The sequence below is a fragment of the Romboutsia sp. CE17 genome (assembly GCF_012317385.1).
In the GTDB taxonomy this organism is placed as follows: Bacteria; Bacillota; Clostridia; order Peptostreptococcales; family Peptostreptococcaceae; genus Romboutsia_E.
The window spans coordinates 1942505-1959135 of the sequence record NZ_CP051144.1; the positions used below are offsets into that span (position 1 = coordinate 1942505).

17 protein-coding genes are annotated in these 16631 nt (G+C 28.9%); all 17 read right to left on the reverse strand.

Translation table 11 applies throughout. From position 1 onward, the window contains the following. Positions 1 to 30 precede the first annotated feature (30 nt). The 17 genes from codY to ftsY all read right to left on the reverse strand — a co-directional run bounded on the left by codY (position 31) and on the right by ftsY (position 16569). Positions 31 to 816 carry a GTP-sensing pleiotropic transcriptional regulator CodY gene (codY, locus tag HF520_RS09280; protein WP_168573757.1) on the reverse strand — a complete coding sequence of 262 codons (786 nt, stop codon included), beginning with the start codon at positions 814 to 816 and terminating at the stop codon, positions 31 to 33. Between the two features lie 195 nt (positions 817 to 1011). Further along, positions 1012 to 3072 carry a type I DNA topoisomerase gene (gene topA, locus HF520_RS09285; protein ID WP_168573758.1) on the reverse strand — a complete coding sequence of 687 codons (2061 nt, stop codon included), beginning with the start codon at positions 3070 to 3072 and terminating at the stop codon, positions 1012 to 1014. 32 nt (positions 3073 to 3104) lie between these two features. Continuing rightward, positions 3105 to 4205, reverse strand: coding sequence for a DNA-processing protein DprA (gene dprA, locus HF520_RS09290; protein WP_168573759.1), 1101 nt, complete (start codon positions 4203 to 4205; stop codon positions 3105 to 3107). Positions 4206 to 4214: 9 nt separating this feature from the next. Continuing rightward, a complete protein-coding gene (locus HF520_RS09295) occupies positions 4215 to 5753 on the reverse strand; it encodes a YifB family Mg chelatase-like AAA ATPase (protein WP_168573760.1) in 1539 nt (512 codons plus the stop codon). Between the two features lie 13 nt (positions 5754 to 5766). After that, positions 5767 to 6111, reverse strand: a complete 345-nt coding sequence (locus HF520_RS09300; protein WP_168573761.1) for a YraN family protein — start codon at positions 6109 to 6111, stop codon at positions 5767 to 5769. Positions 6112 to 6339: 228 nt separating this feature from the next. Continuing rightward, positions 6340 to 7356 (reverse strand): alpha-hydroxy-acid oxidizing protein, encoded by a 1017-nt coding sequence (locus HF520_RS09305; RefSeq protein ID WP_168573762.1) that lies wholly within the window; start codon positions 7354 to 7356, stop codon positions 6340 to 6342. Positions 7357 to 7393: 37 nt separating this feature from the next. Further along, positions 7394 to 8161 (reverse strand): ribonuclease HII, encoded by a 768-nt coding sequence (locus tag HF520_RS09310; protein ID WP_168573763.1) that lies wholly within the window; start codon positions 8159 to 8161, stop codon positions 7394 to 7396. A gap of 221 nt (positions 8162 to 8382) precedes the next feature. After that, positions 8383 to 9678, reverse strand: a complete 1296-nt coding sequence (brnQ, locus tag HF520_RS09315; RefSeq protein ID WP_168573764.1) for a branched-chain amino acid transport system II carrier protein — start codon at positions 9676 to 9678, stop codon at positions 8383 to 8385. Between the two features lie 234 nt (positions 9679 to 9912). Further along, a complete protein-coding gene (ylqF, locus tag HF520_RS09320) occupies positions 9913 to 10806 on the reverse strand; it encodes a ribosome biogenesis GTPase YlqF (protein ID WP_168574809.1) in 894 nt (297 codons plus the stop codon). 287 nt (positions 10807 to 11093) lie between these two features. After that, entirely contained in the window at positions 11094 to 11438 is a 345-nt protein-coding gene (gene rplS, locus HF520_RS09325) for a 50S ribosomal protein L19 (protein ID WP_122638248.1), read from the reverse strand. 95 nt (positions 11439 to 11533) lie between these two features. Beyond that, on the reverse strand, positions 11534 to 12229 hold the full coding sequence (gene trmD, locus HF520_RS09330) for a tRNA (guanosine(37)-N1)-methyltransferase TrmD (protein WP_168573765.1): 696 nt from the start codon (positions 12227 to 12229) through the stop codon (positions 11534 to 11536). An 8-nt stretch (positions 12230 to 12237) separates the two neighbouring features. Beyond that, the gene (gene rimM / locus HF520_RS09335; protein ID WP_168573766.1) at positions 12238 to 12750 is read right to left on the reverse strand and encodes a ribosome maturation factor RimM; all 513 of its coding nucleotides are present in this window, start codon (positions 12748 to 12750) and stop codon (positions 12238 to 12240) included. A gap of 77 nt (positions 12751 to 12827) precedes the next feature. After that, on the reverse strand, positions 12828 to 13055 hold the full coding sequence (locus tag HF520_RS09340) for a KH domain-containing protein (RefSeq protein ID WP_168573767.1): 228 nt from the start codon (positions 13053 to 13055) through the stop codon (positions 12828 to 12830). A gap of 40 nt (positions 13056 to 13095) precedes the next feature. Continuing rightward, positions 13096 to 13368 carry a 30S ribosomal protein S16 gene (gene rpsP, locus HF520_RS09345; protein ID WP_122638252.1) on the reverse strand — a complete coding sequence of 91 codons (273 nt, stop codon included), beginning with the start codon at positions 13366 to 13368 and terminating at the stop codon, positions 13096 to 13098. Between the two features lie 36 nt (positions 13369 to 13404). Then, positions 13405 to 14757: a signal recognition particle protein gene (gene ffh, locus HF520_RS09350; RefSeq protein WP_168573768.1), complete on the reverse strand. Its 1353-nt coding sequence runs from the start codon at positions 14755 to 14757 to the stop codon at positions 13405 to 13407. Further along, complete coding sequence (gene ylxM, locus HF520_RS09355; RefSeq protein ID WP_168573769.1) at positions 14754 to 15122, reverse strand: YlxM family DNA-binding protein; 369 nt, start codon at positions 15120 to 15122, stop codon at positions 14754 to 14756. The genes ffh and ylxM overlap by 4 nt, the downstream gene beginning before the upstream one ends. Before the next feature lie 97 nt (positions 15123 to 15219). Next, positions 15220 to 16569: a signal recognition particle-docking protein FtsY gene (gene ftsY / locus HF520_RS09360; RefSeq protein ID WP_168573770.1), complete on the reverse strand. Its 1350-nt coding sequence runs from the start codon at positions 16567 to 16569 to the stop codon at positions 15220 to 15222. Positions 16570 to 16631 lie beyond the last annotated feature (62 nt).

The following is a 16631-nucleotide window of genomic DNA, read 5'->3' on the forward strand; positions in this document are numbered from 1 at the left end:
TAGTCTTAGATACCTTCTCATTATTTCTAATTAGTTAGAATTCTTTACCTTTTTTAATTCAGGTATAAGCTTATCATTAAGTATTTTTATATGAGTTCCTTTCATACCTAATGATCTAGATTCTATAACTCCAGCACTTTCAAATTTTCTTAAAGCATTAACTATAACAGATCTAGTTATACCTACTCTATCTGCTATTTTACTTGCTACAAGTAAACCTTCCTTACCATTTAATTCGTCAAATATATGCTCCACAGCTTCTAATTCAGAATATGATAATGTTCCAATAGCCATTTGAACTACTGCTTTCTTTCTCATCTCAAATTCTAACTCTTCACTTAAGGCTCTTAATACTTCAAGACCTATAACAGTAGCACTGTATTCAGATATAACTAAATCATCATCTGTAAAACTCTCATCATATCTTGATAAAACTAAAGTTCCTAATCTTTGACCGCTTCCTAGTATAGGAACTATCGTAGTATACTTTTCAAGTCTTCCATGTTCATCAGGGAATAATTTAAGCATTTCTTCTCCAGTTAAGTTATCTAATGTCTCCGATATTTTTAATAAACTCTTATTGTATTCTTTCGGGAACATTTTTTGATTAGTATCTTCTTCTTCAACTACAGAGCTATCTGCTTCATCATTAAGATAAAGACCTAATATTTTCCCTTTTGTGCTCAATACATATACATTTGCACTAAGAACTTCTCCTAATGCACCTGCTAATAGTTCGAATGAAACACTACTTCCTCCACTTGTTTGTAATGTCCTATTTATTTTTCTCGTTTTTTGTAATACTTCGCTCGCCATTTATAATCATCTCCTCATGAAATATAGGCCTAAATAACCTTTATTTATATCTTTCCTTATATTCATTTATATTCAAACAAAAACTTACATTCATAATTTATGCAATAAGAATCTTATCATAAAATAGATAGTTTTTCAATATAAAATATATTTTGATTTTTCTTTCAAATTATAAAGTATTTATCTATATATTCTTTATTTTTTACAATCTTTATTCGAACATACATTTTTGGTTTCAGATTTAGTTACCTTCTCTATCATATACGAACCACAATGTTCACAAATTTCACCAGTTGGCTTACTCCAAGATACAAAATCACAATTTGGATAGTTAGAACACCCATAAAATGATTTACCTTTTTTAGACTTCCTTAAAATTATATCTCCATCCTTACATATTGGACATTTTACACCAATTTTATTTACAAGTGGCTTTGTGTTTTTACATTCTGGATAGTTTTTACATGCCATGAATTTTCCAAATCTTCCATATTTTATAACCATATTAGAGCCACAGTTTTCACAAATTTCATCAGTTTCTTCATCCATATTAACTTTTTCAACATTTGCAATTGCAGTTTCTATAGCCTCTTTTAATGGCTCATATGACTTAGCTACTACACTTTTCCACTGTGTATTCCCCTCTTCTATAGTATCTAAATCATTTTCCATTTGAGCTGTAAAGTCTACATCTATAAACTTTTGGAAGTTATCTTCTAATATATTAGTTACAATTATACCTAACTCTGTCGGACATAAACTTGTACCTTGTTTTTCAACATATCCTCTATTTAATATAGTAGTTATTGTAGGGACATAAGTACTTGGTCTACCTATACCTAACTCCTCTAATGTTTTTACTAAACTAGCTTCTGTATATCTAGCTGGTGGTTGAGTAAAATGTTGATTAGGAATAACTTCATTTATATTTAATTTGTTACCTTCTTCTATAGCTGGAAGAATTTTATCTTCTCTTTCTATAAAGTTATAAATTTTTGTATATCCATCAAATTTCATTTTTGATCCTGTCGCTTTAAATATAAAATCTCCAACTTTGCATTCTACATTTAAAACATCAAATATAGAATCTTCCATTTGGCTAGCAACAAATCTTCTCCAGATTAAATTGTATAACTTAAACTGATCTTTACTTAAAGATGACTTTATACTTTCAGGTGTTCTATATACAGATGTAGGTCTTATAGCCTCATGAGCATCTTGAACTTTTTTATTTTCTTTAACCTTCTTTTTATCATCTGTAGCTTTTTTATAGTAACTCTCACCAAGCTTATCTAATATATATTCCTTAGATTTTTCTTTAGCTTCCTCTGATATTCTTCTTGAGTCAGTCCTTATGTATGATATAAGACCTACTGTACCTTCACCTTCTACGTCTATACCTTCATATAATTCTTGAGCTATCATCATTGTCTTTTTTGTAGTAAAGGATAATTTATTAGCTGCTTCTTGTTGTAGAACACTTGTTGTAAAAGGCTTTGGCGCAGCTTTTCTTCTTGATTTAGATTCTATTTTTTCAACCAGTAAATCTTGATTTTGTATTTGTTCCAAAATACTATTTACAGCTTCCTCATTTTCTAGTTCAATCTTCTCATTTGATTTTCCATAAAACTTAAGAGCTATATCTTCATTATTTTCTGTTTTTGCATCTATTTCTATCGTCCAATATTCTTTTGGTATAAATGCATTTATATCTTTTTCCCTATCACAAATTAGCTTAGTTGTTACAGATTGAACTCTACCTGCACTAAGACCTTTTCTTACTTTCTGCCAAAGTATAGGACTTATTTGATATCCTAATAATCTATCAAGAACTCTTCTTGCTTGTTGAGCATCAACCATATTTAGATTTATAGTTCTAGGACTCTTTATTGCCTTTTTTATAGTTTCTTTTGTAATTTCATTAAATTCTATCCTGCATTCTTTATCTTCTTCTATATTCAATATATGAGCTAAATGCCATGATATAGCTTCTCCTTCTCTATCAGGGTCGGTAGCTAGATAAACTTGTTTAGATTTTTTCGCTTCTTTTTTAAGTTCTTTTATAACATCACCCTTACCTCTTATATTAATATATTGAGGTTCAAAATTATTTTCTATATCTACACCTAACTTACTTTTAGGCAAGTCCCTTACATGACCTACAGATGCCTTTACTGTGTAATGGCTCTTTCCTAAAAACTTCTCTATTGTTTTAGCTTTTGCAGGCGATTCCACGATGACTAATGTTTTTGCCATTTTAAAGCACACACCCCCACTATCTATCTTATTTATACATTTAAACTATATGTATTATTATTTGATTCTATTATAATATCCTTTAATACTAGTTCATTTAGTCCTGTATTAACTGATTTTATTTCCATACCAGTATAATCACAAATGTCATCAATTTGCAAGACTCCATTATTTTTTATAGCATTCATTATGATAACACTTTCCTCGCTTAAATCTATATTATCATAATTTTCACCAAATTCTATATTTTTAATGCAACTTATATTATATTCATTAATTATATCATCTAAACCTTCTATTAATTTTGCGCCATCTTTAATGATTTTGTGGCAACCTCTACTCATTTCTGAGTTTATATTCCCAGGTACTGCAAATATATTTTTTCCTTGATCTAATGCAAATTCAGTGGTTATCAAAGCTCCACTTTTACTAGCCGCTTCAACAACTATAACACCTTTACTCACTCCACTTATAATTCTATTTCTATTAGAAAAATTTGATGGAATTACAGCAGAGTTGACATTGTATTCCGATACTATAAGACCTCCATTTTCTATTATATTATTTGCTAATGCTATATTTTGCTTAGGAAGAGGATTATTAACTGAAGACCCTAAAACCGCAATAGTTTTTCCTTCTCCTTTCATACATCCTATATGAGAATACGAGTCAATCCCCATAGCTAATCCACTAACTATATTAATACCTAAACTTGATAATTGCTCACTTAATTTTTTAGCACAACTTATCCCGTATCTAGTTGGTTTTCTAGATCCTACCATAGCTAAGTTTAAATTATCATTAAGTATAGATAAATTTCCTTTATAAAATAATATTATTGGAGGATTATATATGTTTTTTAAATCATATGGATACTCATTATCATCAACACAAATATATTTAATACCTTCTTTATATAAGATTTCTTTTAATTTGTCTAAATATGAATTGCTTTTATATTTTACTATATTTTCTTTAATATTTAAATTTATATTTTTTAAACTGTATATTTCTTTGTCTGAAAAATCCATCAAAGTCTCAATATTTCCTACTTCATCTTTTATTTTTTCAATTGTTTTTGTACTTATACCACTTATAGATTTAAGCCATAAATAAGCATCTTTTCTATCCATAATTCACCTCTATCTAAAATAAGTATAATAAGCTTTTCTATAGGAAAAAGCTTCATTTATATGACTTGATTTTATAATATTACTTTCATCTAAATCAGCTATAGTTCTAGACATTTTTATAAGCTTAGTGTAACTTCTATTGCTTAATTTATATTTATTAAAAATTATTTCAGTTATTTTTTTTGCCTCTTTATCAAGTTTGCAATATTCATCAAGTTTTGAAGATCTTATTTCATTATTGGTACTTATAAAATCATTTTTAAATCTATTTCTTTGAATTTCCCTTGCCATTTCAACTCTGCTCTTTATATCCTTAGATTTTTCTGAAGTTTTATTATTTTTAAACTCTCCGTACGGAACTTGGTTGACTTCTATAAAAACATCAAATCTATCTAGTAATGGTCCTGATATTTTATTTAAATATCTATTAACTTCATAAGATTTACACTTGCATTCTTTATCTGACATATAATATCCACATGGACAAGGGTTCATTGCTCCTATTAATAACATATTACACGGATAACTTACACTATATTTAATTCTAGATATATTTATATATTTATCTTCTACAGGCTGTCGTAGCGTTTCTAAAATTCTTCTATCAAATTCAGCTATTTCATCTAAAAACAATACACCTCTATGTGATAGTACAACTTCCCCTGGTTTTGGATCATTTCCACCTCCAATTAATGATTGTTTTGTAGATGTATGATGAGGAGACCTGAAAGGTCTTTTACTGATAATACCTATTTCTTCATCGATCAATCCTGCAACACTATAGATTTTGCTTACTTCTAACATTTCATCTTTATCTATCTTAGGTAGAATAGTTCTTATTCTTTTCGCTATCATTGTTTTACCTGATCCAGGTGGTCCTATCATAAGAATATTATGGTTACCTGCAGCAGCTATTTCTGCACCTCTTTTTACAAAATAATTGCCTCTAACATCTTCAAAATCTTCTTCATATATCTCATCTACACAGTTAGTATTGCTTTTTTTCAAAGCTAAAATTTCATCATTATTTATCACTAGATCTCCATTCAAATATCCTATACACTCATTCAAACTATGTATAGGTATAATGTCTATTCCATCAATGAAAGAACTTTCTATTAAATTGTCAAACGGTATAAAAATCCTTTTAATATCATACTTTTTTGCACCTATAACTATAGGCAAAATACCTTTTACTCTTCTAAGTTTTCCGTCTAATGATAATTCTCCTATAAACATACTTTCATCCAAATAATTATCTTCCTTATTTATATGATTTCTTAATAATCCAATACATATAGATAAATCTAAAAAAGATCCTTCTTTTTTCATATCCGCTGGGGATAAATTCACTACGATTCTTGAATTTGGAAATTTATATCCGCTATTTATAATTGCTGATTTTACTCGTTCTCTAGATTCTCTTATCTCCATACTAGGAAGCCCTACTATATTAAAACATGGTATCCCATTGGTTATATCTACCTCTACCTTGACTAAAAAACTTTCTATTCCGATAATATTACTTGAATTAATTATACTTAACATGCTTACTTCCTTTCTAAAAAGCATTAATAATATGATTAATTTTACTTTCATTAAAATAAATTTCTAATACATCAAATCTTATAGGAACATTATGTAAATTATTTATTAGTAAATAATACTTTGCTACATTTAATATTTTCTTAATTTTTTTATAGTTAACAGCTTCTGCTGGATATCCATAGTTTAAATTACTTCTAGATTTAACTTCTATAAATACTAGTTCATTATCTAATTTTGCAATAATATCTATTTCTCCACTTTTTATCTTATAATTTTTTTCTAGTATTTTAGCACCTTTTTTAATTAAATATCTTAAAGCTATACGCTCTCCTAATTCGCCTTTTTCTTTATTATTCATACTTAACTCCTATAGGTAATTTTTTGTAATTATTGTCAATACATTATATAAGTATACAAATATAATCCTTTTTATTGAAATATTCCCCTTTTTATATAATATATAAGTCATTTAAATAATACCTTGTTAAATTAACTATATATTAAAGATAAAAATAAAATATGGTTATCTACGAAAATAGATAACCATATTTTATAAATCAGTTAATTCTTATTAGTAAATTAAATATTATTTATATATTACTTTACTATCTATATCTTTAATTGTTTTACATCCAGTTAATATCATAGTTGATTCTAGCTCTGATTTAACTTTATTTACGTATGCTTTTACTCCATCTTTTCCTCCACCAAAAGAGGCTGTTACAAATGGTCTACCTATTAATACAGCATCGGCACCTAAACCAATCATCTTTAATATATCTACACCAGTTCTTACTCCGCCATCTGCAAGTATAGTAACTTTTCCTTTTACAGCTTCAGCAATTTTAGGAAGAACATCAGCAACGCCTGGAGTACAATCTAATACTCTTCCTCCATGATTTGACACCACTATAGCATCAACACCTGCTTCTACTGCCATAATAGCATCTTCAACAGTCATTATTCCCTTTAATATGAACGGTAGCTTTGTAGATGCCTTTAATTCTTTTATCTCTTCTATTGATTTCGGTACTACATTTTTACCGTGCATAGATAATGTCACTAGTCCACATGCATCTATATCCACACCTACTGCAAAAGCCCCTGATTCTTCTGATAATTTAATTTTTCTTATTATATCATCATTTTCCCAAGGCTTTATGAAAACTATTCCATTTCCACTATTATTTGATAGAACTTCTAAGTTATCCATTAAGAATGAATCTATAGCTGTATCTCCTACCATAGCATATATACCAGCATCAATACAACCTTGTACTACAGATGTTATATATTCTTTTTCTGTAAGACCTCCACCCATATTTAATGTAGTTCCTGTTACAGGTGCAGCAAATATTGGTAATGCCATTTTTCTACCAAATAACTCAAAAGAAGTATCTGGTTTCGAAACATTATGTATTATCCTCATATTTATTTTAACTTTTTCTAAACTTTTAAAGTTTTCTATAAAAGAAGATCCACTTCCTTTACCTCCCATGCCTGGAACTTCTCCAGCACATACTACCCCGTTGCAAACTTTACAGACTCTACAACTTCCATTTAAATTTATTCTGGCATTTTTTAACATTTCTTTATAGTCCATTGTTAATACCCCCATATTTTTTATATTTACTAGTATATTATAGCATATTCTTTAAAAAGCTCTTTCTATGGATTGGAGTTATACCAGATTTTTCAATGGCTTCATAATGTTCTTTTGTTCCATATCCTTTATGACTCTTAAACCCATACTGTGGATATATCTCATCATACTGATACATTATACTATCTCTTGTTACTTTCGCTAATATACTAGCTGCAGCTATTGATATAGACTTTGAATCACCTTTTATAATAGGTTTTTGCTTTATATCTATACCAGGTATTGTAGCTGCATCTACTAATAAATAGTCTGGCTTTTGTTTTAAACAATTTAATGCTTTTTTCATAGCCATATAAGTAGCATTTAATATATTAAACTCATCTATTTCTTCACTATTTACAATTCCTATACCATAGTCAAGAGCTTTATCTTTTATAATATCAAATAATTCATCTCTTTTAGATTCGCTTAACTTCTTAGAGTCATTTATACCTTCGATCTTTGTTCCTTGCTTAAAAACTACTACAGCAGCTACAACAGGCCCTGCTAAAGGACCTCTACCTGCTTCATCTATTCCTCCTATATAAAGATATCCATTCTCATATCCTTCATTTTCATATAAATTTATTCTTTCTAATCTTTCTTCTTCTCTTCTTATACTATCTAACTTTTTAGCTAGCTTCACAGCTAAGTTTTGTACCGATTTTCTTTCATCACATCTTAGTATCTCTATGTACTCCAGATATTTTTCTGGTTCTAAATTATCTACTATTTCTTTAATTTCTTTTACGCTTTTATTTGTCATAAGCTTCTCCTTATTCTTTTATAATACATATATATATTAACATAATTTCTTATTTTAATAAAAATACTTATAATTCTACCTCTCATAACAATTTTTTATTTAAAATATAAATTTATTATAAGCTACTCTATCCGATTCAATACTTTTATTACATATAAAAAATGTCCAAAATAAATTAAAATCACTTTAAGAACTTTAGTTTATCTTGGACATCTATTTTATTAAACAGCTTTACTCATTTTATATTTATTTGATTTTTTAGGTTTTATGAAGCTACCTATAATACCTGCTATAACAACTGGAACTATCCAATTAAATCCATATTGAGCAAAAGGTAAATTTAAAATAAATGGTATATTTATATTAAAATCATTTGCAACTGTTAACATACTCACTATTAAAGCCATATAAGTAGAAAACTTAAATACATTGTCATTTTTAATTTTTTCACCAAATAAAGTTAATATTATTAAGGTAACAGTAGCAGGATAAATTAAACTTAATATCGGAGCTGAGAACTTAATTATTGTACTAACTCCAAAATTAGATACTATAGCACTAAATATACACACTATAATTACAATTGTTTCATATTTTAATTTTCCATTTGTAAGCTTTGTAAAATATTGTCCCGTTGCAGATGTAAGACCTACTGATGTTGTTAAACAAGCAAGACCTACTATTATTGCAAGAATTATTTTACCTGGCTGTCCAAGTAACATACTAGTTATATTAACTATTAATGATGTTTGAACTACATCTATACCATATTTATTCGATACTGTTGCTCCTAAATATGTAAGACCTCCATAAACTAAACATAATCCTATTGATGCTACTATACCAGCTTGTAAAGTTAACTTAACTTTAAGCTTTTCATCTTTATATCCTTTATTTACTATCGTGGCTATTACTACTGTAGATAAGGCTGCTGCACCTAGAGTATCCATAGTTTGATACCCTTGATTAATACCTTCTGCAAATACATTATCTATCATAGGAGTATGACTTATATCACCTAATGGATTTAATATTCCAGCTATTATTAATACAGCTAAAGCTATTAATAATGTTGGTGTTAAGAATGAACCTATTATATCTATAACTTTTGATGGCTTTATAGTTAATACTAAAGTTAATACAAAGAATATTATAGAGAAAATAATAGGATTAAATCCATCAACCAATGGCATTATTCCCATTTCATATGTAGTTGCTGCAGTTCTAGGTATTGCTAAAAGCGGACCCAAACAAATCATTATAGAACACCCTAATACTATAGATAAATATTTACCTGATCTGCCTAATACTTTACTTACTTCTCCATTACATTTAGCTGATGCTAGTATTGCTAATAAAGCTAAACCTACGTCTGCTAATATAAATCCTGTAAATCCAGTTATCCAACTATCTCCTGATACTAATCCTAAAAATGGTGGGAAAATTAAATTACCTGCTCCAAAGAACATAGCAAATAGTGCAAATCCTACCACCATTATATCTTTCATTTTTTGCATATAATGCCTCCTAATATTGCATATAAATTATAATTTAAAATTTATTATATATTTTACTTTCTAAATTGTCAATAATATTAGAAATTTTAGATTTTTTCTGACTTTTTTATAAATGGTAATCCTTTTATTATATAAAATAATAATAAAAAGATTACCTAAAAGGTATTGCAATTGTGCAACTATCAATGTCTTTTAGGTAATCTTTTATTTATATTAATAATTTCAATTTATATATTACTTTATATCTTCAGGAACTTCTAAGCTTATCTGTCCTATCTTACCTTCTCTAAATTCATTTAAAACAGTATATGCTATACGAGAGTAGTCTAGTTCTTTTCTTCCAGTTATAAATCCTCTCTTACGACCTATCATATCCATAGTCTCAAGACCAGTTTCGCCTAATTCTTCTAACTTATATCTCGCCTTTAGTTTCTCTGGTTCAATGTCCATAAGCTTTTCTATAAGTCTTAAAGCTAATGTTTCTACATCTAAAACTTCATCTTTTATAGCTCTACTAAATGCTAAATTTAATGCTACTTCTTGATCTTCAAACTTAGGCCAAAGTATACCTGGTGTATCTAATAACTCTAAGTTTCCTTTTAACCTAACCCATTGTTTACCTTTAGTTACACCTGGCTTATCTCCTGTTACTGTACTTTTTCTACCAGTTAATTTATTTATTATAGAGGATTTACCAACATTAGGTACTCCAACTATCATTATTCTTATAGGTCTTTCTTTTCTACCTTTTTCCTTTAGTGCATCCATTTTTTCTTTAGTAACATTTTTACACTCATCTATTAATTTATTTAAACCTGAACCTTTCATAGTATCAACAGGTATAGCTTTTATTCCTTGCTGCTTATAGTAATTTATCCATCTATTTAATTTATTTCTATCAGCTAAATCACTTTTATTTAATATTACAACTCTTGGTTTATTTCCTGCTAATTTATCTATATCTGGATTTTTACTACTATATGGAATTCTCGCATCTAAAAGTTCTACAACTACATCAACTAATTTTAAATTACTTCTAACTAACTCCTTAGTCTTTTTCATATGACCAGGATACCAGTTTATATGTAAATTATCATCTACAAGATAATCTTCATAATCAGATCTCATTTTATCTCCTCTTGCCATGATTATCACTCCTTTGACTATTTATACTATTTTTTAATCATATCGAACTTATTTATTATATCATAATCTTCAGTTCAATAATAATAATTGTAATCCAATCTTTTATTTCTATGATTTTCAAATTTTTAATTTACTATACTGTTATAAAAATTTAATTAACGATATTTAAAACACCTTATTTTTAAATATCAATTTTGTATAACGTAAAAAGAGTTGCCAAAATGAATAACTCACTTAGACAACTCTTTTATTTATAGTAAAGTCTTTAATTATCTAGCTTCTTTTATCTTAGCAGCTTTACCAACTCTACCTCTTAGGTAAGTTAATTTAGCTCTTCTTACTTTACCTCTTCTAGTTACTTCTATCTTCTCTAATTTTGGAGAATGAACTGGGAAAGTTCTTTCTACTCCAACGTTGAAAGATATTTTTCTTACAGTGAAAGTTTCTCTAGCACCTGCACCTTGTCTCTTTAATACTACACCTTCGAATACTTGAACTCTTTCTCTTTTTCCTTCAACTATCTTAACGTGTACTTTTACTGTGTCCCCAGGTCCAAAGTTAGGAACATCGTTTCTTAATTGTTCTTGTTCTAATGATCTTAATATTTCGTTCATTTTTTTCCTCCTAGTTCATAGACGTTCTTAATACTTGACCAGTGTAGCAGAGGAACGCCCGTATTTTTCAACAATATCGATTATACTATATATTTTTATTTCTTACAAGTCTTTTTGTACAAATCTGGTCTTCTTTCCTTAGTAAGTTTTACCGATTCTTCATATCTCCACTCTTCAATTTTCTTATGGTTTCCTGAAAGTAAAACTTTAGGTACTTCAATTCCCATAAATTCTCTTGGTCTTGTATAGTGAGGATATTCTAATAAATTATCTTTAAATGATTCTTCTTCAAAAGATTCATTTTGACTTAACACCCCTGGTATTAGTCTAGATATAGAATCTATTAATATAAGTGCAGGAAGTTCTCCACCTGTCAATACATAATCTCCTATGGATATTTCATCAGTAACTATTAAATCTATAACTCTTTGGTCTATTCCTTCATAATGTCCACATAAAAGTATTATATCTTCATTTTTTGACATATCTTGTGCTATTTCTTGACTATGTACTTTTCCCTTTGGAGTTAAATATATAACTCTAGGATTTTTTATATTATGCGTATCAATTATATGCTTATAAGTATCATATATAGGCTGTGGAGTCATAAGCATGCCTGCTCCTCCTCCAAAAGGATAATCATCTACTTTTTTATGCTTATTAGTCGAGAAGTCTCTAATATTATATATATTTACTTCTATAATTCCCTTTTCAACAGCTCTTTTCATTATACTTTCATTCATGTATGAATTAAAAACCTCAGGGAAAAGAGTCATTATATGAAATCTCATTTTATCACCTAATCTAACATTCCCTTAATAGGGTCTATTATCATTTTTCTTTCTTTCATATCTATAGTAGGTACAAATTTCATTATAGCAGGTATTAAGTATTCTTTTTCTTCTCCTTTAACAATATATACATCATTTGCAGCATATTGAAGAACGTCTTTTAATACACCAACTTTTTCACCATCTACAGTATATACTTCTAAACCTATCATATCAGCTATAAAATACTCATCTTCCTCTAGCTCTCTACCATCTTCTCTAGATACATAAATAAATTTATCTCTTAATACTTCTGCCTTCTCTATTGAATCGATATTTTTTATCTTCATTATTACAAGATTGCCTTTGTATCTAACTCTTTCCACATTCCATTTTGTATTAAAATCTTTGTCTAAATAAAAAACATCTAAATCGTCAAATCTATTTATATCATCAGTAAAAGGATAAACTCTTACCTCTCCTTTTAAACCTTGAGTGTTAACTATCTTACCAACTTTAAAGTGAGTTAATTTATTGTTCATGATTGTCACCTTACTTTCAAGAATTACATTTTATTCGTATTATAAACAAAAAGGATTAGGTATATACCTAATCCTTTCTATACTATCTCAAGAGAAACTTTTTTATTTTCTCTATTTGCAGCAGATCTTATGACAGTTCTTATAGCTTTAGCTATTCTGCCCTGCTTACCGATAACCTTACCCATATCATCTTGAGAAACACTAAGTTTTAAGATTATTTCATCTTCTTTTATACTTTCCTCAATTTTAACTTCGTCAGGATTATCAACTAGAGCCTTAGCTATATCTAACACTAGCTCTTTCATATATTTCATCTCCTAATATATGCTTCTGTTATCTAATGAATTACTTAGCTTGCTTAGAAGCTTCGAATTTTTCCATTACTCCGTTGTTAACTAATAAAGTTTTAACAGTATCAGTTGGTTGAGCACCGTTTGATAACCACTTAACAGCTTTCTCATCGTTTATTTTTATTTGCTTTGGTTGAGAAACTGGGTTGTAGTATCCTATTTCTTCTATGAATTTTCCATCTCTTGGAGATCTAGAGTCCGCAACTACTATTCTGTAGAAAGGTTTTTTGTTTGATCCCATTCTTTTTAATCTTATTTTAACTGCCATTACAGTCACCTCCGAATAATTTTTGTCTTTTTTTATTTATTTAAAGAAAGGAAGTCCGGCAAAACCGCCCCTTTTCTTCATACTTTTTTGTGAGCCTGTAAACATCTTCATCATTTTCTTCATCTCATTAAGTTGTTTTATCATTCTGTTTACATCTTGTACACTCGTACCACTACCTTTTGCTATTCTTTTCTTTCTAGATGCATTTAATAGCGATGGATCTCTTCTTTCTTCTGGAGTCATTGATTGTATTATTGCTTTGCTTCTCTTCATTTCTTTTCCATTCAGATCAACATCACCAAGTTGGTCTTTTATATTCCCCATACCTGGTATCATGCCTAATACTTTATCAAGTGGACCCATATTTTGAATTTGTTCCATTTGTTGTAGTAAATCTTCAAAATCAAAATCTTGTTTTTTAATCTTTTGTTCTAATTCTTTAGCTTTTTCTAAATCTATACTTTCTTGAGCTTTTTCTATTAGGCTTAGGACATCTCCCATTCCTAATATTCTTGAAGCCATTCTATCTGGATGGAATGGTTCTAAATCATCTAACTTCTCACCCATACCTATGAATTTTATAGGTTTTTGTGTTACAGCTCTTATTGAAAGTGCCGCACCACCTCTAGTGTCACCGTCTAGTTTAGTTAAAACTACTCCATCTATGCCAAGAGCTTCATTAAAGCTTTCCGATACATTTACTGCATCTTGTCCTGTCATAGAATCTACAACTAAAAGTATTTCATGTGGTTTAACTTCAGCTTTTATAGATTTTAGCTCATCCATTAAAGCTTCATCTATATGAAGTCTACCTGCTGTATCTATAATAACTAAGTCATGATTATTTTTTATAGCATGACTTAATCCTGCCTTTGCTATATTTACTGGGCTTTCTTTATCACCCATATTAAATACTGGTATATCTAATTTTTCACCTACAACTTGTAACTGCTTAATGGCTGCTGGTCTATATATATCTCCAGCTATTAATAAAGGTCTTTTCCCTTGTTTTTTAAAATATCCACCAAGTTTACCTGAAGTAGTAGTTTTACCAGCACCTTGAAGACCAACCATCATTATTACTGTTGGTGGTTTTGGAGATATCATTATTTTACTTTGAACATCTCCCATTAGACTTGTAAGTTCTTCATTTACTATTTTTATTACATGTTGTGCAGGGTTTAATCCTTGCATTACCTCTTGCCCAACACATCTTTCTTGAACTTTTTTAACAAAGTCTTTTACTACTTTAAAGTTAACATCTGCTTCAAGAAGAGCAAGCTTAACTTCTCTCATAGCACTTTTAACATCATCTTCAGTTAATCTTCCTTTTGATTTTAACTTACTTAAAGCGCCTTGTAATTTATCTGATAATCCTTCAAATATCATTTTAACATCTCCCTACATATATCTTCTATGTTCTCTAGCTTAGGGATTAAATTAGCACAATCTCTATTTTGCAATAAATCTTGTTTAATGTCAACAATTTTATTTTGAACAAGTTTAACAAGTTTTTCCTGCTCTTTAAGCTGAGAAACTAACTTAAGCTTGTCCTCATAATCTCTTAGGATTTTTTCTGATCTTTTTAATGTATCATAAACACCTTGTCTTGATACATTTAAGTTTTCACTTATTTCACCAAGAGAGTAATTTTCTTCGTAATATAAAGATACTATTTCTCTTTGCTTTTCAGTAAGTAGATCTTTATATTGCTCAAATAATAACCCAATCTCAATCATTTTTTCTATATTCATTCGTTCACTTCCCAAGTGATATACTGTAAAGGTTATTTACTTTACACATTGTATTTTATATTAAATCTTATGTGTTGTCAACATTTATTTTTATAAGCTAATTATTCCCAAATAAAGCATCTGAAAATGCCTTCGCATCAAAGTCTTGTAAGTCTTCCACGCTCTCTCCTACACCAATTAATTTAACCGGAACATCTACTTCTGATTTAACTGCAAGCACAACTCCACCTTTAGCTGTACCATCAAGCTTAGTAAGAACTATTCCTGTTATATCTGCTACTTGCTTGAATGTTTTCGCTTGAGAAACTGCATTTTGCCCTGTAGTAGCGTCAACTACCAATAATACCTCTCTTTTAGCTTCTGGGAATTCTCTATCTACTATTTTAAATACTTTACCTAATTCATTCATAAGATTAGCTTTATTATGTAATCTACCTGCTGTATCACAAATTAATAAATCTACATTTCTAGCTTTTGCTGCTTTTATAGCATCAAATATTACAGCGCCTGGGTCTGCACCTTCTTGATGCTTTATTATATCTACATTGCTTCTATTAGCCCATACTTCTAATTGCTCTATAGCCGCCGCTCTAAATGTATCTCCTGCTGCTAGTAATACTTTTTTTCCTTCTGATTTATATCTATTTGCTAATTTTCCTATAGTAGTTGTTTTTCCAACTCCATTTACGCCTACCATAAGTATTATAGTTGGTGAGTGCTCTACATCAAGCTTTGAGTTATCTGAAGTCAGTATTTCTTCTACTATTAATTGCAGTTCACTTCTAACATCTTTCGGATCTGTTATCTTCTTTGACTTTATTACATCTCTAAGTCTTTCAATTATATCCATAGTAGTATTAACACCAACATCTGCAGTTATTAATACTTCTTCTAAGTCTTCTAATAATTCTTCATCGACCTTTGTATACGACTTCAATACTGTATCTATCTTATCTGTTATACCTTGCTTAGCTTTAGTTAAACCTTGCTTTAATCTATCAAATAAGTTGACTTTCTTTTCTTTAACCTCTTCTACTAATTCTTGATCTACTTCTTTTATATCTTCATATTTATCATCATTTTCTATATAAGAAACTTCTTCACTACCTATTTCTTCTATGGCCTCCTTAACTTCTTCTAGCTCTTCTTTATATTCAGACTCTTCTATAACCTCTTTAGCTTCGTCTATTTCTTCTTTTGTTTCTATATTCTTAATGTCGTCTTTTACTTCTTCGATAGCTTCTTCCTTTATAGCTTCACAAACTTCATCTATTGTATCTTCTTGTAATTCTTCAGTTATTACATGTTCACTTTCTTCATTATTATCTACTTCATTATGTACTTGTTCAACTTCAACCTCTTCTTTATCTTGTTTTTCAATAGATTCTTCAATTTCTTTTACTTCTTCTTGCTTTTTTTTATTAAATTTAAATAATTTTTTAAACACTTATGTTACCTCCATAATGCTAAGTATTTTAATAATTTAGTAGGTAGTTTGAACTACCTACT